The organism is Sphingobacterium hungaricum (assembly GCF_015210005.1).
In the GTDB taxonomy this organism is placed as follows: Bacteria; Bacteroidota; Bacteroidia; order Sphingobacteriales; family Sphingobacteriaceae; genus Sphingobacterium; species Sphingobacterium hungaricum.
Genome location: NZ_MU158698.1, coordinates 2,340,589 through 2,361,337, shown reverse-complemented (window position 1 = coordinate 2,361,337; position 20,749 = coordinate 2,340,589). Strand labels below are relative to the sequence as shown.

The following is a 20,749-nucleotide window of genomic DNA, read 5'->3' as shown; positions in this document are numbered from 1 at the left end:
TTTCTCCTCACGTATCTTTCTTTTATAAAAGCGACTATTACACGTTTTGCAGCAGAATCGCGTAACTGTAGTCCTAGCAATAAATGAATTGCCACAATAATCACATAGCCGACTGATCTGAATATTACTTGACATGTTTGCTCATTTTTCTAATTAATTCGAGATGTTTACTAAAGTTTCTTGATGTTTCATAATTCCACCTTCTAAACGTTATTCTTGTATTTATTTGTATTTTTGTACGTCAAAGCCAAATCACGTACAAATCACTAACAAAGCATATAATTCAAATATAAATAATAATCAAATAAAAAAGCGCTTAAAATATTAATTTCAAGCGCTTTATAACTATAAGTGATTATCCGTTATTATCGTTAATTACGATTTATTTGCCGATACAAAACTTCGAAAAAATATTCTCCAATAAATCATCCGTAGAAACCTGTCCGGTAATTTCGCCGAGGTGATATAAAGATTGGCGAATATCCATCGCTAGGAAATCAGAAGTAATCGGATTTACGATGCCCTCCAGCACTTTCTCTAAAGCAGTCTGCGTATTCTGCAAGGCTTCGACATGGCGGATATTGGTGACAAGCACATCGTCTGTATTTAGGTTAGATAAATTTACTTGTGCTAACAATTCATCTTTCAATTCTTCAATGCCTGTTTCCTCTTTTGCGGAAATAAATAAGGCATTCAGCGAAGCATAATTTGCGCGGTCTGCAATCGACAATACATCAGATTTGTTGACCAAGACAACAAAAGGGATATTCAACTCGCGCACTTCCGCAAGCTGTTCTTCAATGGATTCAGGAGAATCCTGTGTTGGATCAGCTAAATAAATAATCAAGCGAGCTTGTTTCATTTTTGCTTTGGTCCGCTCGACACCTTTTGCTTCAATTACATCTTCTGTATCGCGGATTCCGGCAGTATCGATAAAGCGAAATAACACACCGTGTACCGTCAATTCATCTTCAATTGTATCCCGTGTCGTTCCTGCGATATCGGAAACAATTGCACGTTCTTCATTCAACAACGCATTTAACAAAGTCGACTTGCCGACATTCGGTCTCCCAGCAATAACCACAGGAACACCATTTTTCATCACATTTCCTTGTTCGAATGATTGGATTAGTTTTCGAATAACTTGGTGTATTTTTTCAATCAATGCTTTTAGCTGATCGCGGTTGGCGAATTCAACATCTTCTTCAGAAAAATCTAATTCCAGTTCAATCAAGGATGCAAAAGCAATTAAATCTTCGCGCAATTGTTTTAACTGATTTGAAAAACCTCCACGCATCTGTTGCATAGCAACCTGATGTGACGCTGACGAATTCGAAGCAATCAAATCGGCCACGGCTTCAGCTTGAGACAGGTCCATTCCACCATTTAAGAATGCACGTAATGTAAATTCACCTGGATTCGCATGGCGAGCGCCTTTTTGAATCAGCAACTGCAACATGCGTTCGATGATGTATCGGGAATTATGCGTTGATATTTCAACAACATCTTCTTTTGTGTAGGAATTTGGACCGACAAAGAGCGTGACGAGGACTTCATCCAAAATGGAATTTCCATCCCTAATTGTTCCGAAATGCACCGTATGCGAAGTTTGCTTCGTCAAATCTTTACTTGGAAAAACAGCATTAGCAATGCTAATAGCTTTTAATCCAGATAGGCGAATAACAGCTATTGCGCCGTTTCCGTTTGGCGTAGCCAATGCAACTATGGTATCTTGCGATTCAATTTGTGTTGAAGACATACAGCAAAGGTAACTAATTCAAAAACTGCTTAACGTAAAAAAATAAAATTCCATGCTCCGCAAAACCAAGGAACATTCGGGATAAAAATCAACACTGATAAATCCTACAGTATTTACTGCGCTGATCTCGATAAGACCAATACATCAAATTTGAATTTTGAGGATTGAGGAGAATCGAATTTCAAATTTATCGGAGTCCGATTTTGATCGACCTGAACTTCACCGATGTATATAAAATCTTTACCAAGCTTATCCGCCATCGATAGGTCTTCCCCGTTCGAATATCCTTCTATTTTTAGGTCTTGTGGAACTGGCATTTCATTTCTGACAAAGACAGAATAATTGCCTTCTGGAACATCATTGACATCAATCGTCATTTCCGCATGCTTTCCGTCAAAACCATCACGGCTCATATCGCCTGTATACGTCAAGTAGTCCATCAATCGAGGATAAAATGAATAATTCTCAGGATCTTTGAATTTAGCATTGGAAGCCGTTAATTCCTGGCTATTTATCAACGGCTTTTCAGCATAATACAAAGCCAGCGAAGAATAATCGACAGGTCTATTGTTATTCACAGGCCCATGTTCGATCCCATGATAAAACTCCTTGTTAAACGGCATTTTATCGGACAAAAAGAATCGATAGGCGCCGGTCCTTCCTTGTGGCAACGAATAGTAGAGACAACCATGGATCTGGCCAGAAATCGGCTCAACCCATCCAGCGGGTTGCGCATACCATCCGCCATTAAAATAATCTTCCGAACCTGTCCCATGAACGGTCATCAGCCCATCAACCGAGGTGCTGTCGTCTCCTTCAAAAAATTCCGTAAAGTTTGTAAAGTCAGTTGCTTGCGCCTGTAAAATTGTGCCCACATAATGTCCTTTGCCCTTCACTTTTAAGAAATCATAATATGAACCCAGAGCCGGCTCCTCCCTTTTCCAATAGGCATAGAATTTACCTTCCTTATGTTTGTCTCTTGGCTCTTTCGAATAAATAATTTTAGAGCGAATGCTTATCGGTTTGCCAAAATCTACGCCCGCGAGATGCACCAATTCCACCTTTGCCTTATTGTCAAAGGGCATTGGAAAATAAGCATACAATTTTCCTTGACGGTTGACGCCGAGCAACAAACTTTGCATCGAAACCTGGCCAAATGAATAGCCGAAAAATTCGGCGACTGGCGCGAAAACTGCACCTGTCCGGTCATCATCCCAAGTAATTCGCAAAGCAATATCACGGAGCTTTCCCTTAAATAAATGAGCGGAATCAATTTCAATTCCCAATATTCGCCCTCCCTCATTAATTTCCGCCAGCGTAATGCTTTGGTTGCTTCGCAATTCCTGTGTTTTAGCCACAACCTCAGTCCTGCCAGCGTACAAACTCGCTACCGAATGATTGCCATAATTCCACACTTCAACAGCTTTGTTGAGCGCCTCATCGTCGTCCTTCGTCAAGGATTTAGTAAATGTCGTCACTTGTTGGCTGGCTGGCAATTCACGGTATTGAAACTGATGAAATAAAATCTTTTCGCCCCTAAAAACAATTTTCAATCCCTTCTCGTACGGCAAAGGCAGATAAGAATAAAATCCGCCTACTTTTTTGCCAACAATTGGCTGAATAAAGGGATACACTTTACCCGTAAATAAATCGCGGAATCGGATAGACAAACGTGGAATTTTCTCTTGGTCGAAATAAAAATCTAATGTATCATCCGTTGGTGTTGGTGTCCAAATGCGTTCCAAAACGCCTTTTCCCTTTTGTTCGAATACGACCAAATCGCCGTTCGATTCTTTAGAAAGATAAGAATAGGTCCCCTCAAAACCATCATTATTCCCTCCAGTCCGGTCATAAGAAGATTCCTGCTTAACAACAGTTTCCGAAAGATATTGTGGCAGTAACGCTACATCCGAAAGTTTTTTGATTTCTGAAGAAAAATTGACTTGTGCTTTTGCTAAAATGCAATTAGTTAAAAAAAAGCAAACAAATAACGCAATACGGGACCTTTGAGCAAGCATAGGATTTTGGGTTTATGTTAGTGGGCTTAAATATAAGCATTCGAACTGTATTGATAAATTATTTAGGGCAATAAAAAACAGCAATAAGCTTTGGCTTGTTGCTGTTCCATATTTTCTGCTTAATTACAACCGCTATCAGTTTCTTTACTCCACACTTTCGTCCAACAAATCAGAAAGGTCTTGAGCGCCCCCATTAAATTTCCCGCCATTTATAAAAAACGAAGGCGTTCCATTAACCCCGCTCAACATGCCTGACTCCAGCGAGTCGTCAATACGTTTTTGCAAGACTGCCGATTGCATATCTTCCTCAAATAACTGAATATCCACATCGAGCCGTTCAGCCAATTTCATAATGCCATGTTTATCCAGAGCATTTTGATGTTCGAATAAAAGGTCGTGCATTTCCCAAAATTTCCCTTGCAGTCCAGCCGCTTCGGCGGCAAGCGCAGCGTCATATGCATACGGATGAATTTCTGTTAATGGAAAATTGCGAAAAACAAATTTAATCTGATCGCCGAATTTGGCTTGGATTCTCTTGATGATCGGATAAGCTTCTCCGCAATAAGAACATTGGTAATCTCCATACTCCACAATCTCTATCGACGCATTACTGGAGCCTTGAATGTGGTCAGTCTCGTTGACTGGGTTTTTCAAATGTGAACTCATGATTTTTCGTTTGTTAATTTTTCTAAAGCTTCTAAAATTCCATCTACGCCGGGATTGATTGCCGTAGGTGAGAGATAGGTCCAATTGATTTTTTTATTTTTATCGATCAAAATAATTGCACGTTTGCTCTCCCCTTCCACTTCATCATACACATCAAACAGTTTTGAAACCGCACCTTTTGGATGGAAATCTGCCAACAACGGGAAATGATAATTCCTGTCTTTAGCGAAACTCATGTGACACCAGCGGCTGTCTACAGAAATTCCCAAAACAGTCGCATCGTATTTATCAAACAGCTTATGCGCCTGATTGAAAATGGTCAACTCGTCACTGCAGACCGGACTCCAATCTGCAGGATAAAAAACCAACACCACATTTCTATCTGCCAGTTCCGATAATGAAATCTTTTGGTCTGGTGTTGCAAACAGCTCGAAATCGGGAGCTTGTTCTCCTCTTTTAATCATATGCGAAAAATTTAGTTATGACTGAATGATTTGGACTTATTGCCAACAAAAACTACTCATAAATATAAAAATTACTTGCCTCATTTAAGTTTTTTATTTCTTCTGAATTAAATCTTAGCCTAGACGCTTCAACAAAAGATTTTATATGGGCTGCTTTCGTAGCGCTTGCAATCGGAGCTGCTATGGTTGGCTGCGCCAATAACCAAGCTAATGCAACCGCAGAAACGCTTACTCGCTTATTATCTGCAACTTCTTGTAGCTGTTCTACGATTTTTCGACCGCGGTCGTTCCAATACTGTTCCTTAATTCCACCCGACCGAGCGGACTGATTGAAGTCATCTTCTGTTTGGTATTTTCCTGATAAAAATCCGCTCGCAAGCGAATAGTAAGGTATCACAGCCAGGTTATATTTTAGCGCAATATCACGGTATTCTTTTTCGAATTTTTCTCGGCTATACAAATTGTATTCAGGCTGCAGGCTGCTATATTGGGGCAACTGATGCTCCTTTGAAGCTTCTAGTGAATCGACCAAACGTTTCGGCGAAAAATTTGAAGCACCGATATAGCGAACTTTCCCTGCCTTAATCAATTCCTCGTAAGCGCGCAAGGTTTCTTCTACAGGTGTGACTTCATCGTCATAATGTGTTTGATACACATCAATGTAGTCCGTTTGTAGCCTTTTCAAAGACTCTTCGGCTTGCTGTATAATGTATGCTGCTGTTGTATTTAATTTCGAATCGCCACCAAAACCACCGCCAACTTTCGTCATCAAAACAATTTCTGAGCGATTATTTTTTTGCTTTAACCAATTTCCTATAATTGTTTCTGATTCACCGCCTTGATTTCCGGGCACCCAGTACGAATAATTATTTGCCGTATCAATCGCGTTGAAACCCGCATCCGCAAATTCATCCAAAATCGAAAAAGATGCCTGCTCATCCAATGTCCATCCAAATACATTTCCTCCAAAAATAACGGGAGCGATTGTCAAAGACGTATTACCAAATTTTCTCTTATCCATAGTTGATCTTTTATTTAATTAACATAAATGTACAGGCATTGGTTTTAGATGTTCCCATAATATTGTCATTTAATTCATGGATTGTGTAAATTTGCAAACACATAGAATGCACATGCCTCAAGTCGAACAGTTTTTCCATTTATTTCGCTCGGATATCAGCCAACTTCCTGTTCCTGAAAAATTCACGTTCCCGTTTTATTATGAACCGTCCGAACTTGCAAAATGCGCAGCTTTGGAACTTCAGGACTATTTAAATGGGCAGACCGATTTCGCGCACAATTTTGGTTTGGATGATAAAGAAGATGGACTTCAGATAGGAAAAATGTTTGGCGTGCTGGTCGTCAAAAACTCGGAAGGAAAATTGGGCTATCTCGCAGCAGTATCCGGAAAATTAGGAGGTAAAAATCAGCATACGTTTTTTGTTCCGCCGATATTTGATATGCTGACGACAAATTCATTTTTTTTGCTTGAAGAAGATGAAATCAATCAGCTCAACCGCTCAATTGAGCATTTAGAAGAAAGTGAAAAGCTAGAAAATGCAAAGGAATCTCTAGAGGAATGCAAATCGATTTATGTGGAGAAACTCGCTTCTATGCGCGCGCTGCACAAAAAAAACAAAGCTGACAGGAAATATTCGCGCGAAGCGCAAAAAACAGTATTGAACGAAAGTGATTATGCTGAATTTATCGATGATTTAATCAAACAAAGCTATCGCGACCAGCATCATTATGATGTTTTGAAAAAGGAAAGCCAAGAGCAAACCCTGTTAGCAGAAGAAAATCTTTCGAAATTAGTTTCTGAAATCAATGGATTAAAGGACTTTAGAAAGAAAAAATCTTCTGAACTTCAGTTGCGATTATTTGAGCAATATCAATTCTTGAATGCATTTGGCGAGAAAAAAGATGTGCTATCTATTTTCAAAGAAAAATTAGCTATTCAGCCACCCGCTGGTGCGGGAGAATGCGCAGCGCCAAAGCTTTTGCAATATGCCTTTACCCATCAGCTCCAGCCGATTGCATTGGCCGAATTCTGGTGGGGGAAATCACCTTCGCTCGAAGTCCGCAAGCATAAAAACTATTATCCAGCTTGTCGAGGCAAATGCGAACCCATACTTGGACATATGCTCCAGGGATTGAAAATAGATGATAATCCGATGTTGCAAACGGTAGCTATCGATGTGGATTTGGAAATTATCTATGAAGACGATGACCTTCTGGTCATCAATAAACCTTCGGAATTGTTGTCTGTTCCCGGAATTCAAGTCAAAGATTCCGTACAAACTCGGATTTTAGAACGTTTTCCTGATTTACACGAACCGGTCATTATTCACCGTTTGGACATGTCGACTTCAGGCATCATGTTGCTTGCAAAAAACAAGCTTGCGCATCAGCTGATTCAAGACCAATTTATTCAGCATACCATCGAGAAACGCTATACCGCTTTGCTTGATGGCCTGATTCCAGAAAAATCAGGACTTATTGATTTGCCTTTGCGCGTCGATTTGGATGACCGCCCAAGACAAGTCGTTTGCTATACGCATGGCAAGTCTGCCCAGACAAAATATAAAATCGTCCAAATCGAAAATAACAAAACTAGGATTCATTTTTATCCATTAACTGGACGAACTCATCAACTGCGTGTTCACTCGGCACACCACCTGGGCTTAAACACTGCCATTGTCGGCGATGATTTATACGGCAATCGCGCTGATAGGCTTCATCTGCATGCCGGCTTCATTCGTTTCTCACATCCTACCACCAAGCAAAGACTGACTTTTGAAATTGCTGACCCTTTCTAAATTATTTTTTCTGTTAAAAAATGATAAGTGTAATTCCATTTATTCAACTGAAAATTAACCTCTCGTGAACTAAATGTTAAAATTTGACTTTTGGAAGATATTTTAAAAGAATTAAATCTATACTTTTGAACATAATTTAAAAATAGTCAAAAAGTCATTTTGACACTTTTTCCGTTCATGAAAAACAATAGTTTAGTAAAGTACTGTTTTCTTATTTTCACGTTTTTAATAGGATTCAATCATATTTCATCAGCTCAAACCATACACATTAAAGGTAAGGTAATCAATGTAGAAACGTTGGAAGCAATTCCGTTCGCTACGGTATCCCCTGTCGGTCAGGACGTCAGCAGGTATGTTACTCAGGCAAATGAGAATGGTCAATTCGTGCTGACTATTCCTGCGCAATTTACGAAAATAAGCGCATCTATCGTTGGTTATGAAACTCAAGAGATAACGCTAACGTCAGAAGCAAGTCAAGATATCAATATTTATTTACTGCCTGAGGAAAATCAGATTGAAGAAATAGTTATCCGCGCACCGAGGCGCACAAAATATTCCAACAGGAACAATCCAGCAGTAGAGCTAATCCGACAAGTCATTGCGCATCGCGATGAAAATAGATTGAAAAATCACGAGTATGTCGAGTACGAACAGTATGAGAAAGTTTCTTTAGGATTAAGCAATTTATCTGAGAAGTTTTTGCAACGCAAAGCATTGAAGAATTATCAATTTCTATTTGAGCAAGAAGATGCTGAAAACCAAAATCAGACGACCTACAGCCTTCCGGCTTATATTGAGGAGCGTCTATCCAAAGTGTATCAAAAAAGAAGCCCAAATAAAACCAAACAGCTTGTCTTAGCAGAACAGCGCGCACAATTTGACCCGAAATTTGTCGACAACGACGGATTGAGCTCCTATTTTAATAGGCTGTATGAAAAGGTTGATATTTACGACAATAATATTTCGTTGGTGACTAATCAGTTTTTGAGTCCCATCGCGAATTCATCGCCAACATTTTATAGGTTCTACATCACCGACACCATTAAGACGGAAACGCCTTATTTAGTGGAATTGAGCTTCTTCCCAAGAAACAAAGCCGATATGCTCTTTCAAGGAAAATTGTATGTGACCTTGGATGGAAAATATGCGGTCAAAAGTGCCGATTTAGGTGTTGCAAAAGACATCAACTTAAATTTCGTACGCGATTTGCATGTCCGTCTTTCATTCAATCAGGATGAAAACCAAAAATATTTCTTGGAAAACAGCAACTTGCTTCTTGATTTTTCATTAACCGAAAAGGGTTCTGGAATTAAAGGAAACCGCACTGTGCTATATTCAGATTTTAAGACCGATGTTGCTCAGCCTGATTCCGTATATGCGGGTTCGGCTGTAGAAATCGCTTACAATAAGGACAACGAAGAAGCAACAAATGATTTTCTAAGCGCTAACAGGCCATTGCCTCTGGCAAAAAACGAACTGACGATTTATAGCAACATTGAAGATTTGCAACTTATGCCCGGTTTTAAACGGGTGATGGACATTGCCTCTCTGGTGTTTACAGGTTACAAACAAGCTGGCCCGGTTGAGATTGGCCCGGTAAATACGTTCTACAGTTTCAACCCTGTCGAAGGATTTCGATTGCGGGTTGGTGGACGAACAACCGAACAGTTCAGCAAAAAATTCTATGCGGAAACGTATGTGGCTTATGGTTTCCGTGATGAAAAATGGAAATACTTTTTGAGCGGAACTTATTCCTTAAACAACAAATCGGTCTATACATTTCCGATGCATTACATTCGTGCTTCGTTTCAGAGAGATACAAAAATTCCCGGCCAAAACTTGGATTTCGTTCAGGAAGATAATTTCCTATTGTCGTTCAAACGCGGAGAAAACGAACGCTATCTGTACAATGACATTTATCGCTTGGAGTACAAAAAGGAATTTGAAAATAACTTTTCATACAGCTTAGGCTTCTCCAAATGGAAACAATCTCCTGCCGGAATATTGACTTATCAAGTCATTAATCCAATAGGCGAATCCACCCTATTCAATGAATTGAATACGACGGAACTTTCGTTGGGATTGCGATATGCACCGCATGAGGAATTTTATCAGGGAAAATTGTACCGCACGCCGATTTACAATAAATATCCGATTTTCTATTTTAATTACACGGCTGGCGTGAAAGGATTTTTAGAAGGCGAATACAATTACCATAATTTTACGTTAGGCGCGGATAAACGCTTTTACCTTTCCCAATTTGGTTACGCGGATATTAATCTGGAAGGAAAATATTTAGCGGGAGACAACATTCCATTTCCTTTGCTGACTATTCACCGCGCGAATCAAACCTATGCGTACCAGTTAGCTTCGTATAACTTGATGAACTTTTTGGAGTTTGTTTCCGACCGTTCGGTCTCGACCAATGTACAATATTACATGAATGGATTTTTGTTGAACAAAATTCCGGTTCTGAAAAAGTTGAAATGGCGCGAAGTATTCAGTTTCAAAGCGATTTGGGGCGATTTGCGACCAGAAAATAATCCAAACATCAATTCGAGCCTTTTCCAATTTCAGCGGAATGAGAACGATGAATTTATCACCTATGCCTTGGGCAACAAACCTTACATGGAAGCCTCGGCGGGATTGACCAATATTTTCAAATTCCTTCGCGTGGATGTGGTAAAAAGGCTGAATTATCTGGACCAACCCAACGTTCCAGAATGGGGTGTCAGAGCCCGATTCAAATTTGATTTCTAATTTTCTAATAATTGTATGTTTATATGAAGGAGGCCGTCGAAATACGGCTTCCTTTTTGTTTTGGTAAAATCTTATCTCAAAATTTACAATTATTCTATACCTTTAACTACACATAAATTTAGAACAGCATGGCTAAGGAATCGTTTTTTGTTAATGGAGAAAATCTATTAAAAAAAGTTAAGGAAATTATTGCCGAGGGCAATGTTACCAAAATCAGCATTTCGGATAAGACCGGGAAAGAGCTAATGAGCTTTCCAGTGAATATCGGTATTCTTGGAGCTGTCTTCGCTCCTATTTTCGTAGCGATTGGCGCAGTGGCTTCGTTGCTTGCGGAATACAAAATTACTGTTGAAAAGGAAGATAAAGCAGATGATGCTGGCGCAGAATCGACCAAAGAACAAGAATAAGAAACATGAAAATTCTTTATTTTTTCATCTTTTGGGCATGCCAAATAAGTTCCAGCATTCTTTTCAAGTATGCTGGAATACATCCAAAGCAAAAATGGATTTTTCTGATTGTCGGAAATATTATTTTGCTTTCTGCAAGCTGGGTACTTGTCCAACTTTTCAAGACCGTCCCACAACCTATCGTTATTGCTTTATGTTCCGGCGGAACATTTTTAACGGTACAGCTATCGATGGCCCTGTACTTTAAACAGCCGTTATCATGGATGCAGATTCTTGGCTCACTGGTAATTATTGTCGGAATGACAATGGTCACGTTTGGTGGAAAAGACGTAGCCGAAGGATAAAATTCCAATTCATTTTCTTGAATGTTACATAAAAGCGGAAGTTAATTCGTTGATTTCCGCTATATGCGCTTGTTCGTATCGTAGAAATTCTACATAAATAAAAACTTATCGGTAATCATTAAATTACCTATAAGTTATTTATTAGCTTTAGAGTATACTAACGAATCAATTTATGAAACCAGAATTACTAAGCATTGCTTACCAACATCTGAATTTTGTAAATGAAAACTACGACCTATTGAACAGCTGTCTGCATAGAGAATTTCTCAGGAAAGGAGATTTTATCCAACGAAAAGGACGAAAGGTCGAATTCATCTACTTTATTGAAGCCGGACTAGTTCAAGAAAGAAACGCCACAGACAGGAAGCTTCGAACGATTGCGTTTTACAAACAAAATGATTGGGCGTATGACCCCCGTCTGCTGGCGAACCAACGATTTGCAACCACCTATACAAAATGCATCACTGACTGCATCGCTTGGAAAATAAGCAAAAAACACCATGATAATTTCAGAAAAGAAATCCCAGGCTACGCACAATGGCTTGATATGTGAATGATGTCAAGAACGAAAATCGACAAAAAAGCGGAGTCTTTGAGAAAAGTTGAAAACACGAACACTCTTTACCTGCGCTTCAAAAGAAAAAACCTCTACATCTGCCAAAATGCCCCTCTTTACGCCATTGCAACATTCTTAGAAATTCCTAAAATCGAACTCAAAGAAATCATTGCGAATGGTGCCCTAAAACATAAAAAACAAAATAATTAATCAGCCTTTTTATCGACTCGAAAAGGCCTGTTTGAATTTTTATTGTTTATATTTATTTCCAGACTATAAACAACAAAAACCATGGAGTACCAAACGCTCAAACACGTTTACCAACATCCGTTATTTTCAGTTAGAGACATTGAGACTGTTTGTTCAGCTCATCAATTTGTTACGCTAAAGAAAGGTGATTACTTGCTTCAAGAAGGCAAAATAGCGAACGAATATTACATTATTCAATCTGGATTGGTGCGTTCGTATGTACATGATTTTGATGGAAATGATATCACGACCTCATTTATCGGGAAAAACGAAGTGGCTATCGAAGTCGCGTCTATTTTCCAGCGAATTCCGACCAAGGAAAACATGCAGTGCCTTACCGATTGCGAAGCTTGGATTATTCAATACGATGATTTCCAAGAACTTTTTCATAGCATTCCTGCGCTTACCGAATGGGGACGAGCATGGATGTCGTTTGAGCTAGCGACCTTAAAAAACCGAACGACAGAATTTATCACCGAACCAGCATCGAAACGATACCTGCAATTGATTGATGAAAAACCGCATATTATCCAACAAGCGCCGTTGAAATTCATTGCTAGCTACCTCGGAGTAACCGATACATCACTTAGCAGGATACGAAAGGAAATTGTCAAATAATGTAAATTAATTCTTATCGGTGTAGCTAATATAAGTTTATTTTCGTTGTATGAAAATAAACTTTATAATTATGAAATTTTTAAAACCAGTTGCTTGTGTATTCTTGTTAAACCTAATTATTTCTTGCGAGCCATATGTATGTTGCATGCCCCCTCAACCTTATGAATTGATAGAAAGCGTAAAGGAAGGAAGCCAATTCGGAGTTGCAGTCGGTGATAGCCAATAAAAAGCGTACGAAGATTTCCAAAAGTACGCGCAAGAAAACAAGATTGTAGAATTGAATTTAGATGCTAATTTCTTTACGAATCTGGACCAAATAGAACATTCCTATCAGAATTACTCACGCATCGAATTAGTTTTAAGTAAGCCTCAACAACTACTTGTCATCACTATCAAAGATGGTGTTATCGATAGCTTAATCTACAATAATAATTTTTCGGCAACATGGCCAACCAATGCCAGCAATCCTTTTAAAATAAACGACCCTGTCGAGTCATTGTTCGAGAAGATGAAATCAAACCTGCAAAACCTCGATTACATTAACCTTTCCAAAAGATTTATTGAAAAACCTTACGACAAATTATTGGAAAACTCAATGTATTGGAGATTCGAAAACGACAAAACTAAAAGTCAAGGTTTTTATTATGTACTCTATTTTCAAGACAAAAAACTGATTCAAATTAACACCTATAAATGGCTGTAAATAAAAGAAGCGTGAATTCAAATCTCAAAAAAATATTTTAAACTTCCGAATACCCTACTTATATTTAACTAGTTAAATTGTAAGCAATGGAAAACACGCTAACTGCTAGAGCATCTCTTCAAATCCAGAAACCGATTGAAGAAGTATTTGATGCCATCGTCAATCCCGAAAAAATGTCCAACTATTTTATTGAGCATTCAACCGGTTATTTGGAAGAAGATGAAAACGTAGAATGGAAATTTCCAGAATTCGATGATGTATTTCCGGTCACGGGAAAAACAATTCAAGAGCCCACCTATATTTCTTTTGATTGGAGCGGTGGAGCTGAAGGCATGTTGGTCGAAATCTTTTTAGAAGATGTCAACGGAACTTCCACAATTGTGCGGATTAAAGAAAAAGAAATGCAGGCAAACCATGAAGGAATCCATCAGGCAATCGGACAGACCGAAGGCTGGGCAAATTTTCTGGCAAGCTTAAAAGCCTATTTGGAATACGGAATTAATCTTCGCAAAGGCGCATTTGATTTTATGAAAGGAGCTGAATAGCATGGACAATCAATCATACCGCTCTGGACAAATTTTTTGGTCAGATTTGACAACAGAAAATGCAAGCAACGTGCGCGATTTTTATCAGCAAGTTGCTGGTTGGAAGGTGGAAGAAATTCCGATGAAGGATGGCGAAGCTCAATACGAAGATTATGTGATGAAAGATGCAGAAGACATTCCGACAGGAGGCATTTGCCATCTTCGTGGCGTCAACACTGGAATTCCAAATCAGTGGATTCTATACATCAACGTCGATAACCTGGCTGAGAGCATCCAAAAAGCTTCGGAACTCGGTGGAACACTTGTCCATGAAAGCAGAAATAAGGAAGGCAAGTTAAACTATGTTATCTTTCAGGACCCTTCGGGTGCTTGTTTTGGTTTGGCGTCAACAACTTAAGTTATGGAAAAAGGATTCACAACGATTGACAGCTACATCGAACAAACGGACAGAGCACATCAACCCGCTTTGCGAAAAATCCGTTCGACTATTTCGAAAGCCGTTCCCGAAGCGACAGAAACAATTAATTATGGAATGCCGACCTTTCGCTATAATGGTAATTTAATCCATTTTGCCCTGTTTAAAAACCATATTGGCTTATATCCTGGCCCAGATGCCATTGAAGAATACGCAGAGGAGTTGAGTGCATACAAAACGAGTAAAGGCGCTATCCAAATCCCTTTCGACAATCCGATTTCAAAAAGCTTGCTGACGAAAATAGTTCATTTTAATGTCGAAAAATTAAAGAATAAAACAGCGCCAGATTGGAAAGCGTATGCTTCGCAATGGCCTGAAGAAATTGATAAAATTAAATCCATTGTCGCCCAAACAATCCTTCATGAAGAATTTAAATGGGGAACAGAAATCTATACACATAAAGGGAAGAATGTGCTATCTTTTGGAGGATTTAAAAACCATTTTGCAATCTGGTTTCACAATGGAGTTTTCTTAGAAGATAAAAATAAGGTGTTGGTCAATGCTTCGGAAGGAAAAACAAAATCCTTACGGCAGTGGCGGTTTACATCAGTCGAGCAAATGGATGAAAAGAAAATCTTGCAATACATTCAAGAAGCGATAAAAACTGTGGACGATGGAAAAGAAATTAAACCTGAAAAATCAACCGCCATCGAAGCTTCGGGATTGTTTAAAGATGCGCTTGAGCAAGATAAAAAATTAAAGGAGTCATTTGACAAACTGACGCCTGGAAAACGGAAAGATTACATCCTGTATATCGACGAAGCAAAGCAGGATAAAACAAAATTGACTCGAATCGAGAAAATAATCCCTCAGATTTTGCAAGGTCAAGGTTTACACGATAAATACAAAAAGTAATGCAGAGCGAAGCGCTTACCATCGAAGACTATTTGGCGGAATTGCCTGCCGACAGAAAGCCAGCATTGGAAAAATTGTTTGCTATCCTTAGCAAAAATATTCCCGCAGGATTTCAATCGGGTATTGGTTATGGACATATTGGCTTTGTCGTTCCTCACGAACTTTATCCAGCTGGTTACCACGTCACTCCTCACCTGCCCTTGCCATTTTTAGGTATTGCTTCGCAAAAAAATCACATTGCGGTATATCACATGGGGATTTACATGATTCCAGAACTTCTAGCATGGTTTACAGAGGAATTTCGGAAACATTCAAAAAAGAAATTGGATATCGGAAAGAGTTGTATCCGATTCAGAAAAGAAGCTGACATTCCCTTTGAGCTGTTTGCCGAATTGGCGACGAAAATTTCGGTAGACGATTATATCGTAGCGTACGAAAAGTCAACTAAGAAGTAATTTCTTGTCTTAAGGCAAGAAGTAATAATAGAATATAAAATAATTTTATAAAAAACTTAACAATTACGATTATGGCTAGATTACACGCTTATTTAAATTTTGAAGGCAACTGCGAAGAAGCATTTCAATTTTACACCGAAGTTTTTAATGCAAAAACATTAAATGTTACACGCTTTGGCGATATGCCTGCAGACCCAAATTATCCGGTCGCTGATGAAGACAAAAACAAGATTATGAACACCTGCATTATGATTAATGAAGACACCATGTTGCTGGGTTCAGATTGCCTGGAAAGTTTTAATCAGAAAGTAAATTTCGGAAACTCTACCTATGTGATGCTCGATACGGCGAGCGCAGATGAAGCAAAAGATTTATACGCAAAACTATCGGCTGATTCCAAGCTTATGGAAATGGAATTGGGCGAAACATTTTGGGCTGAGCAATTTGCTTCCTTTCAAGATAAATTCGGAATTTTTTGGATGATTAATTTCGAAGGTTCTAAGAAAATGGAATTTTAATTTAGAAAGATGGTTCCCCCTAACCCCCGAAGGGGGAACTATTGCAGTAAGTCTATCTAAACTTTTGAATTTTGAATTCTTCTCTGCGGTTCCTTTTTTTGGAAAGGTTATCCGCGGAGTTTCGCAGAGAGAGGCACAGAGCTTCGCAGAGCTGGGCCGTTATTTTCTGACTTAAAGATTTGAAAGTCTTTCTAGATTTTTTAATTTTTACTTTTGAATTTTGAATTCTTCTCTGCGGTTTCTTTTTTTGGAAAGGTTATCCGCGGATTTTCGCAGAGAGAGGCACAGAGCTTCGCAGAGCTTGGCCGTTATTTTCTGACTTAAAGATTTGAAAGTCTTTCTAGATTTTTTAATTTTTACTTTTGAATTTTGAATTGTACTCTGTGTCTTCTGCGGTCTCCCTTTTGGTAAGCTGGACCGATACTTTCTGTCTTAAAAAATTTGAAAGTCTTTCCATATTTTTGAATTTTTACTTTTGAATTTTGAATTTTGAATTCTTCTCTGCGGTTCCTTTTTTTGGAAAGGTTATCCGCGGAGTTTCGCAGAGAGAGGCACAGAGCTTCGCAGAGCTGGGCCGTTATTTTCTGACTTAAAGATTTGAAAGTCTTTCTGCATTTTTGAATTTTTACTTTTGAATTTTGAATTATCCTCAGCGTCTTTTGCGCCTTCTCTGTGTCCTCTGCGGTCTCCCTTTTGGTAAGCTGGACCGATACTTTCTGTCTTAAAAAATTTGAAAGTCTTTCCATATTTTTGAATTTTTAATTTTGAATTATCATTAAATGCTTAAAACATACATTATTTTTCTTCGAGGTGTCAATGTCAGCGGAAAGAATTTATTAAAAATGGCTGACCTTCAGAAAGCCTTGAGCGATGCTGGATTTGAACATGTAAAAACCTATATCCAAAGCGGTAATATTCTTTTAGATTCAACTTATTCCAAAACGGAGACAGCGAATCGCTTTGCTCAACTATTAGAAGAGAAATTTCAAATTAAAGCTCCTTTGTTTATTTATACTCCTGAGGAACTAAAAAAACTCAACGACGAAAATCCTTTTAAAAAAGATTTAGAACCGAACAAAGTCTTTCTTGCTTTTCTAGACGCGAAGCCTTTGGATGAATTAACCAAAAAGCTAGATGCTATCAATCATGGAGATGAGCAATATGTATTGAACGATAAAGTGCTTTATTTCTACTTGCCAGAAGGAATGGGAAAAGCGAAATTGACTGTCAATTATCTTGAGAAAAAATTGGCTGTTTTGGGGACTGCAAGAAACTTAAATACAATAGAAAAAATACTTTCCCTATCGGCTGATTAAAATTTCTATCAGCAAAAAAAAGAAATTAAAGTAAAATGAAACTTATCCGGAGATAAGCTTCATTTTATTTCTTTTTCTTTTTAGAAGGTTTATCTTGATTAGTTACTTTTTCGTAAAGCTCGATAACGGCTCCCTTAATTTTACTAAACGTATCTTCTTCCTTCTTCGCCTTTTTTGGTTTAGCAGATTTCTCTACTTTTTTAGTTTTTTTTTTTACTTCTTTTTTAACATCTTTTGCTTTGTCTTCAACTTTTTTAGCAACTGACTTTGCTTTAGATTCTACTTTCTTCGCCGTCGCTTTTGTATCTTTTGATACTTTTTTCGTTGCAGATTTCACATCTTTTGAAACTTTAGCAGCTGCATCTTTTGCTTTGCTTTCCACTTTTTTAGCGGTCGTTTTAGCTTTGGCTTCAACTTTCTTTACAGCGGCTTTAGCAGGCGCTTTTTTCGCAGGAGCAGCTTTTGTAGCAGTAGCTTTTTTGGCGGCAACTTTAGTTGCTGCAGCAGCTTTAACAGGCGCTTTAGCAGCAGTTGTTTTTTTAGCTGCAGCTGACGTTGTTGAAGATGATTTTGCTGTGGTTGTTTTAGCAGCAGCTTTCGTAGCCGGTGCTTTTGTTGCAGTAGCTTTCGCTTTAGAAGCTGGAGCTTTTTTATCTGCGGCAGGAGTTTGTTTTTTCTGTGCCATAACAATTTGTTTATAATAAATAATATTGTCTTAACAAATATACTTTGCAATTGTTTACAATGTATTAAATTTCAGAAAATTAATTCAAAAAGCAATGTATATTTTATATTAAATTTCAAATTCCAGCAATATAGTTCTACCTTTGTAGTCTACAGATTACAAAAAATAATCGGGGTCGACCGGAATTGACAGGATGGCGACGGTTATGTAAGCATGCAGTGTGTTGTTAGAAGTACACTTTAATCAGAACTTTCAACTTTATAACTGGCGAAGAAAACTACGCCTTAGCTGCTTAAGTTAGACTTAACATAGCTATTTGTCCCGTTAGCTGCTGTTCTTTCAGTTAACATTCGGGGCATCGAATTATAGAACTGGCGGGTGTGAGGTTACTAAGCATCCGCGAGACACAGTGACTAAGGCAAAAGGATTGGTAATTTTCTCACCTTCCCTAGCCCGACAATCAAAGAGAAAATAAGCATGTAGAAAGCGTATACAGTACCATGTTTGGACGAGGGTTCGAATCCCTCCGGCTCCACAACTTTATCAGTAAAACAAAGTAAAACCCTTTAAATGGTACCATTTAAAGGGTTTTGTTTTTGGAGTGAATATAAAACTTATTGTTATTTTCGTGAATATTAACTTAATAAGTCCTATGTTCGATAAAATTTTTAAAATTTTAATATTAGCTATTTTAATATTACTTGCTTTCCAATTCAATGAATATCTTTCGCAAAATAAATATGTATTTGAAGAAAATCGAGCGGTTGAAAAAAAATCAGGAAAAATTTACGTAATGAGAGGTAGTAAGGGGTGGGTACTGCATACTCGACCAAACTTTGAATATCTTCCATAAATACTACGATTAGATTCTATAATCGTCTAAATTAATAATAATGAAAAAACCGTAATTGTTGTTTGCAATTATCCTTTTTTAGTAGCATCGCAAGTGAAATTGGAAAAGTGTGATAGGATTGTGCCCAAGCACCTCCGGTTCTACAACTAATAAAACCAGTAATCAATAAAAAGGCTACTGGCTTTGTTGTTATTGCTTAGGTAGTTAATAAAGTATTGATGCGAGTTTGAATTCCATCGCTCCAGTTAACACATAAGGTTTATGATTTTTTCGGTCGTTGTAGTCTCGTCGAGTGTCACAGCTCATTATTACAAGAATGTAATTTTTATAATATTAAATTTTGTTTACTTAGAAACTAATGGTATTTTTAGTTAAAATAACGCAACCTTATCAACCAACTTAAAAATGGAAAAAATCAATTTCTTCAAATAGCTACGTAGCCGTAGAATTAATCTTACTAATTAGTTCATATACTAACAAGGATAAATTGGAATGTTATCGCCGATTAACACTGGTTATTGCAGACGAGTTTTAGAGGTCCTTTCAAAAAGGTTTCTTGGATTATATAAATAAAAATATGGGTTCAGCTACTGAAAATACGCCGGTTGTCCATCGTCCGAAATGGATTGATATCAAAGACAGCCTTGATTGGAATAAACTAGTTTCAACTTTAAATAGCGATCGTTAAATGTACAAAATAACTAAAAAAATCATTTCCATTTTTGGCATACTTATATCTATAATAGTAGTGCCTTCATGGTTTTATTTTTTACTTCCCATAAGAAATTATCTAAAATTTGGCTTTTGGGGAACTCGAGATTATGGTGTTGATTCTCAAAATATTTATAGTTTTCCCAAATTTGAAAATATTGGTATTTCGAATGATGTAGCTTTTTATTTAAATTTTACAATCAGCTATTTATATATGTTATCTTGTTTTACTGTCATTTTAGTTCCTATAATTTTCTTTTTAAAAAGACTCATTATATGGTACAATGATGTTGTGTGGGAGAGAAAATATATTAAAAAGCCTATAAATACATGGGTTTTAAATTTATTGTTTATATCTACTTTAATAATTATATGCGTGAATATATTTAATAGATTATTGGGAGAATAAGATAATGCTTTTATCCCCCACACCCATCAAGTGTGGGGGATTTGTTTTGTCGCCTGTATTATTTTTTTAATTAGTTTAGTGTAAAATAGTATAGATATGAAAATCTTATTCTAATGATGTTTCTGCTGTCTGCATCAAATTCTTTTGGGCAAATAGATACAAATTTAGTTTACGAGAAAGCTGATAATATTATTCGATTGATCGAAAATAATAAAATTGATTCCCTATTGATTAGTAGTACCGATTCAATTAGATGTTTACCTTGTAACGAAGTCGGCCTCAAGCAATACATAAATTCTAAAATATTTTTCACACAAAGATTGCAGGAAATATTTACACCAAACCTCATCGCTAGATTGAAAAATGCTGAAAAATTGATTGTTGAGGAGAGTGAACCATACCCATCTTACGTTGTATTTTATAAAATATTTGGTCGAGATGAAATTGCCTTTGGACATGAGGGCGCTACCTTTGGAATTTGGTTAAGGTCTAATGAAAAATTAAAATTTACGGCAATTGAAACTATTCCTTAAAGTGCTTATGCCTTATCAAGATGGTTTAAAC

The 20,749-nt window shown here is 37.6% G+C and carries 24 protein-coding genes and 1 other RNA gene; 18 read left to right on the top strand and 7 right to left on the bottom strand.

Features of this window, described 5'->3' with window-relative positions:
- Window positions 1-382 precede the first annotated feature (382 nt).
- The 5 genes from mnmE to C4F49_RS13475 form a co-directional block, all read right to left on the bottom strand.
- Entirely contained in the window at window positions 383-1,759 is a 1,377-nt protein-coding gene (mnmE, locus tag C4F49_RS13495) for a tRNA uridine-5-carboxymethylaminomethyl(34) synthesis GTPase MnmE (protein ID WP_196936369.1), read from the bottom strand.
- Window positions 1,760-1,872: 113 nt separating this feature from the next.
- On the bottom strand, window positions 1,873-3,777 hold the full coding sequence (locus tag C4F49_RS13490) for a glycoside hydrolase family 172 protein (RefSeq protein ID WP_196936368.1): 1,905 nt from the start codon (window positions 3,775-3,777) through the stop codon (window positions 1,873-1,875).
- Window positions 3,778-3,921: 144 nt separating this feature from the next.
- A complete protein-coding gene (locus C4F49_RS13485; RefSeq protein WP_196936367.1) occupies window positions 3,922-4,443 on the bottom strand; it encodes a DsbA family protein in 522 nt (173 codons plus the stop codon).
- Window positions 4,440-4,907 carry a redoxin domain-containing protein gene (locus C4F49_RS13480; RefSeq protein ID WP_196936366.1) on the bottom strand — a complete coding sequence of 156 codons (468 nt, stop codon included), beginning with the start codon at window positions 4,905-4,907 and terminating at the stop codon, window positions 4,440-4,442. The genes C4F49_RS13485 and C4F49_RS13480 overlap by 4 nt, the downstream gene beginning before the upstream one ends.
- Before the next feature lie 52 nt (window positions 4,908-4,959).
- A complete protein-coding gene (locus C4F49_RS13475; protein ID WP_196936365.1) occupies window positions 4,960-5,928 on the bottom strand; it encodes an aldo/keto reductase in 969 nt (322 codons plus the stop codon).
- Between the two features lie 76 nt (window positions 5,929-6,004).
- Here C4F49_RS13475 and C4F49_RS13470 point away from each other — a divergent pair, with 76 nt between their 5' ends.
- The 14 genes from C4F49_RS13470 to C4F49_RS13405 all read left to right on the top strand — a co-directional run bounded on the left by C4F49_RS13470 (window position 6,005) and on the right by C4F49_RS13405 (window position 16,211).
- Window positions 6,005-7,726, top strand: coding sequence for an RluA family pseudouridine synthase (locus tag C4F49_RS13470; RefSeq protein WP_231388315.1), 1,722 nt, complete (start codon window positions 6,005-6,007; stop codon window positions 7,724-7,726).
- Window positions 7,727-7,903: 177 nt separating this feature from the next.
- Window positions 7,904-10,486: a DUF5686 and carboxypeptidase-like regulatory domain-containing protein gene (locus tag C4F49_RS13465; protein WP_196936364.1), complete on the top strand. Its 2,583-nt coding sequence runs from the start codon at window positions 7,904-7,906 to the stop codon at window positions 10,484-10,486.
- 128 nt (window positions 10,487-10,614) lie between these two features.
- A complete protein-coding gene (locus C4F49_RS13460; RefSeq protein WP_196936363.1) occupies window positions 10,615-10,893 on the top strand; it encodes a DUF4342 domain-containing protein in 279 nt (92 codons plus the stop codon).
- A gap of 5 nt (window positions 10,894-10,898) precedes the next feature.
- The gene (locus tag C4F49_RS13455) at window positions 10,899-11,237 is read left to right on the top strand and encodes a DMT family transporter (protein WP_196936362.1); all 339 of its coding nucleotides are present in this window, start codon (window positions 10,899-10,901) and stop codon (window positions 11,235-11,237) included.
- Between the two features lie 172 nt (window positions 11,238-11,409).
- Window positions 11,410-11,790 (top strand): cyclic nucleotide-binding domain-containing protein, encoded by a 381-nt coding sequence (locus C4F49_RS13450; protein ID WP_196936361.1) that lies wholly within the window; start codon window positions 11,410-11,412, stop codon window positions 11,788-11,790.
- A gap of 3 nt (window positions 11,791-11,793) precedes the next feature.
- Window positions 11,794-12,003 carry a hypothetical protein gene (locus C4F49_RS13445; RefSeq protein ID WP_196936360.1) on the top strand — a complete coding sequence of 70 codons (210 nt, stop codon included), beginning with the start codon at window positions 11,794-11,796 and terminating at the stop codon, window positions 12,001-12,003.
- 81 nt (window positions 12,004-12,084) lie between these two features.
- Complete coding sequence (locus C4F49_RS13440) at window positions 12,085-12,660, top strand: Crp/Fnr family transcriptional regulator (protein WP_196936359.1); 576 nt, start codon at window positions 12,085-12,087, stop codon at window positions 12,658-12,660.
- 70 nt (window positions 12,661-12,730) lie between these two features.
- Window positions 12,731-12,886 carry a hypothetical protein gene (locus tag C4F49_RS13435; protein ID WP_196936358.1) on the top strand — a complete coding sequence of 52 codons (156 nt, stop codon included), beginning with the start codon at window positions 12,731-12,733 and terminating at the stop codon, window positions 12,884-12,886.
- Window positions 12,887-12,937: 51 nt separating this feature from the next.
- Window positions 12,938-13,363, top strand: a complete 426-nt coding sequence (locus C4F49_RS13430; protein WP_196936357.1) for a hypothetical protein — start codon at window positions 12,938-12,940, stop codon at window positions 13,361-13,363.
- 86 nt (window positions 13,364-13,449) lie between these two features.
- On the top strand, window positions 13,450-13,908 hold the full coding sequence (locus C4F49_RS13425) for an SRPBCC domain-containing protein (RefSeq protein WP_196936356.1): 459 nt from the start codon (window positions 13,450-13,452) through the stop codon (window positions 13,906-13,908).
- Window position 13,909: 1 nt separating this feature from the next.
- Entirely contained in the window at window positions 13,910-14,305 is a 396-nt protein-coding gene (locus tag C4F49_RS13420; RefSeq protein ID WP_196936355.1) for a VOC family protein, read from the top strand.
- 3 nt (window positions 14,306-14,308) lie between these two features.
- Complete coding sequence (locus C4F49_RS13415) at window positions 14,309-15,238, top strand: DUF1801 domain-containing protein (RefSeq protein WP_196936354.1); 930 nt, start codon at window positions 14,309-14,311, stop codon at window positions 15,236-15,238.
- Window positions 15,238-15,693, top strand: coding sequence for a DUF1801 domain-containing protein (locus C4F49_RS13410; RefSeq protein WP_196936353.1), 456 nt, complete (start codon window positions 15,238-15,240; stop codon window positions 15,691-15,693). Before C4F49_RS13415 ends, C4F49_RS13410 begins: the two co-directional genes overlap by 1 nt.
- 71 nt (window positions 15,694-15,764) lie before the next feature.
- Window positions 15,765-16,211 carry a VOC family protein gene (locus tag C4F49_RS13405; protein WP_196936352.1) on the top strand — a complete coding sequence of 149 codons (447 nt, stop codon included), beginning with the start codon at window positions 15,765-15,767 and terminating at the stop codon, window positions 16,209-16,211.
- Window positions 16,212-16,567: 356 nt separating this feature from the next.
- On the opposite strand, the gene C4F49_RS13400 is transcribed toward C4F49_RS13405, so the two are convergent.
- Window positions 16,568-16,957, bottom strand: a complete 390-nt coding sequence (locus C4F49_RS13400; RefSeq protein WP_196936351.1) for a hypothetical protein — start codon at window positions 16,955-16,957, stop codon at window positions 16,568-16,570.
- 33 nt (window positions 16,958-16,990) lie between these two features.
- Here C4F49_RS13400 and C4F49_RS13395 point away from each other — a divergent pair, with 33 nt between their 5' ends.
- Window positions 16,991-17,527 carry a DUF1697 domain-containing protein gene (locus tag C4F49_RS13395; protein WP_196936350.1) on the top strand — a complete coding sequence of 179 codons (537 nt, stop codon included), beginning with the start codon at window positions 16,991-16,993 and terminating at the stop codon, window positions 17,525-17,527.
- 64 nt (window positions 17,528-17,591) lie between these two features.
- On the opposite strand, the gene C4F49_RS13390 is transcribed toward C4F49_RS13395, so the two are convergent.
- A complete protein-coding gene (locus C4F49_RS13390) occupies window positions 17,592-18,212 on the bottom strand; it encodes a hypothetical protein (RefSeq protein WP_196936349.1) in 621 nt (206 codons plus the stop codon).
- Between the two features lie 171 nt (window positions 18,213-18,383).
- Between C4F49_RS13390 and ssrA the strand changes: the two genes are divergently transcribed.
- From ssrA to C4F49_RS13375, 3 genes are all read left to right on the top strand, one after another.
- Window positions 18,384-18,750: a transfer-messenger RNA gene (gene ssrA / locus C4F49_RS13385) on the top strand.
- Window positions 18,751-18,864: 114 nt separating this feature from the next.
- Complete coding sequence (locus C4F49_RS13380; protein ID WP_196936348.1) at window positions 18,865-19,065, top strand: hypothetical protein; 201 nt, start codon at window positions 18,865-18,867, stop codon at window positions 19,063-19,065.
- Between the two features lie 1,233 nt (window positions 19,066-20,298).
- Window positions 20,299-20,718 carry a hypothetical protein gene (locus tag C4F49_RS13375; protein ID WP_196936347.1) on the top strand — a complete coding sequence of 140 codons (420 nt, stop codon included), beginning with the start codon at window positions 20,299-20,301 and terminating at the stop codon, window positions 20,716-20,718.
- Window positions 20,719-20,749 lie beyond the last annotated feature (31 nt).

Excerpts from the sequence above, each read along its gene's own strand:
- mnmE (WP_196936369.1), bottom strand. The coding sequence starts at position 1,759 with ATGTCTTCAACACAAATTGAATCGCAAGATACCATAGTTGCATTGGCT.
- C4F49_RS13490 (WP_196936368.1), bottom strand. The coding sequence starts at position 3,777 with ATGCTTGCTCAAAGGTCCCGTATTGCGTTATTTGTTTGCTTTTTTTTA.
- C4F49_RS13485 (WP_196936367.1), bottom strand. The coding sequence starts at position 4,443 with ATGAGTTCACATTTGAAAAACCCAGTCAACGAGACTGACCACATTCAA.
- C4F49_RS13480 (WP_196936366.1), bottom strand. The coding sequence starts at position 4,907 with ATGATTAAAAGAGGAGAACAAGCTCCCGATTTCGAGCTGTTTGCAACA.
- C4F49_RS13475 (WP_196936365.1), bottom strand. The coding sequence starts at position 5,928 with ATGGATAAGAGAAAATTTGGTAATACGTCTTTGACAATCGCTCCCGTT.
- C4F49_RS13470 (WP_231388315.1), top strand. The coding sequence starts at position 6,005 with ATGGATTGTGTAAATTTGCAAACACATAGAATGCACATGCCTCAAGTC.
- C4F49_RS13465 (WP_196936364.1), top strand. The coding sequence starts at position 7,904 with ATGAAAAACAATAGTTTAGTAAAGTACTGTTTTCTTATTTTCACGTTT.
- C4F49_RS13460 (WP_196936363.1), top strand. The coding sequence starts at position 10,615 with ATGGCTAAGGAATCGTTTTTTGTTAATGGAGAAAATCTATTAAAAAAA.
- C4F49_RS13455 (WP_196936362.1), top strand. The coding sequence starts at position 10,899 with ATGAAAATTCTTTATTTTTTCATCTTTTGGGCATGCCAAATAAGTTCC.
- C4F49_RS13450 (WP_196936361.1), top strand. The coding sequence starts at position 11,410 with ATGAAACCAGAATTACTAAGCATTGCTTACCAACATCTGAATTTTGTA.
- C4F49_RS13445 (WP_196936360.1), top strand. The coding sequence starts at position 11,794 with ATGTCAAGAACGAAAATCGACAAAAAAGCGGAGTCTTTGAGAAAAGTT.
- C4F49_RS13440 (WP_196936359.1), top strand. The coding sequence starts at position 12,085 with ATGGAGTACCAAACGCTCAAACACGTTTACCAACATCCGTTATTTTCA.
- C4F49_RS13435 (WP_196936358.1), top strand. The coding sequence starts at position 12,731 with ATGAAATTTTTAAAACCAGTTGCTTGTGTATTCTTGTTAAACCTAATT.
- C4F49_RS13425 (WP_196936356.1), top strand. The coding sequence starts at position 13,450 with ATGGAAAACACGCTAACTGCTAGAGCATCTCTTCAAATCCAGAAACCG.
- C4F49_RS13420 (WP_196936355.1), top strand. The coding sequence starts at position 13,910 with ATGGACAATCAATCATACCGCTCTGGACAAATTTTTTGGTCAGATTTG.
- C4F49_RS13415 (WP_196936354.1), top strand. The coding sequence starts at position 14,309 with ATGGAAAAAGGATTCACAACGATTGACAGCTACATCGAACAAACGGAC.
- C4F49_RS13410 (WP_196936353.1), top strand. The coding sequence starts at position 15,238 with ATGCAGAGCGAAGCGCTTACCATCGAAGACTATTTGGCGGAATTGCCT.
- C4F49_RS13405 (WP_196936352.1), top strand. The coding sequence starts at position 15,765 with ATGGCTAGATTACACGCTTATTTAAATTTTGAAGGCAACTGCGAAGAA.
- C4F49_RS13400 (WP_196936351.1), bottom strand. The coding sequence starts at position 16,957 with ATGGAAAGACTTTCAAATTTTTTAAGACAGAAAGTATCGGTCCAGCTT.
- C4F49_RS13395 (WP_196936350.1), top strand. The coding sequence starts at position 16,991 with ATGCTTAAAACATACATTATTTTTCTTCGAGGTGTCAATGTCAGCGGA.
- C4F49_RS13390 (WP_196936349.1), bottom strand. The coding sequence starts at position 18,212 with ATGGCACAGAAAAAACAAACTCCTGCCGCAGATAAAAAAGCTCCAGCT.
- C4F49_RS13380 (WP_196936348.1), top strand. The coding sequence starts at position 18,865 with ATGTTCGATAAAATTTTTAAAATTTTAATATTAGCTATTTTAATATTA.
- C4F49_RS13375 (WP_196936347.1), top strand. The coding sequence starts at position 20,299 with ATGATGTTTCTGCTGTCTGCATCAAATTCTTTTGGGCAAATAGATACA.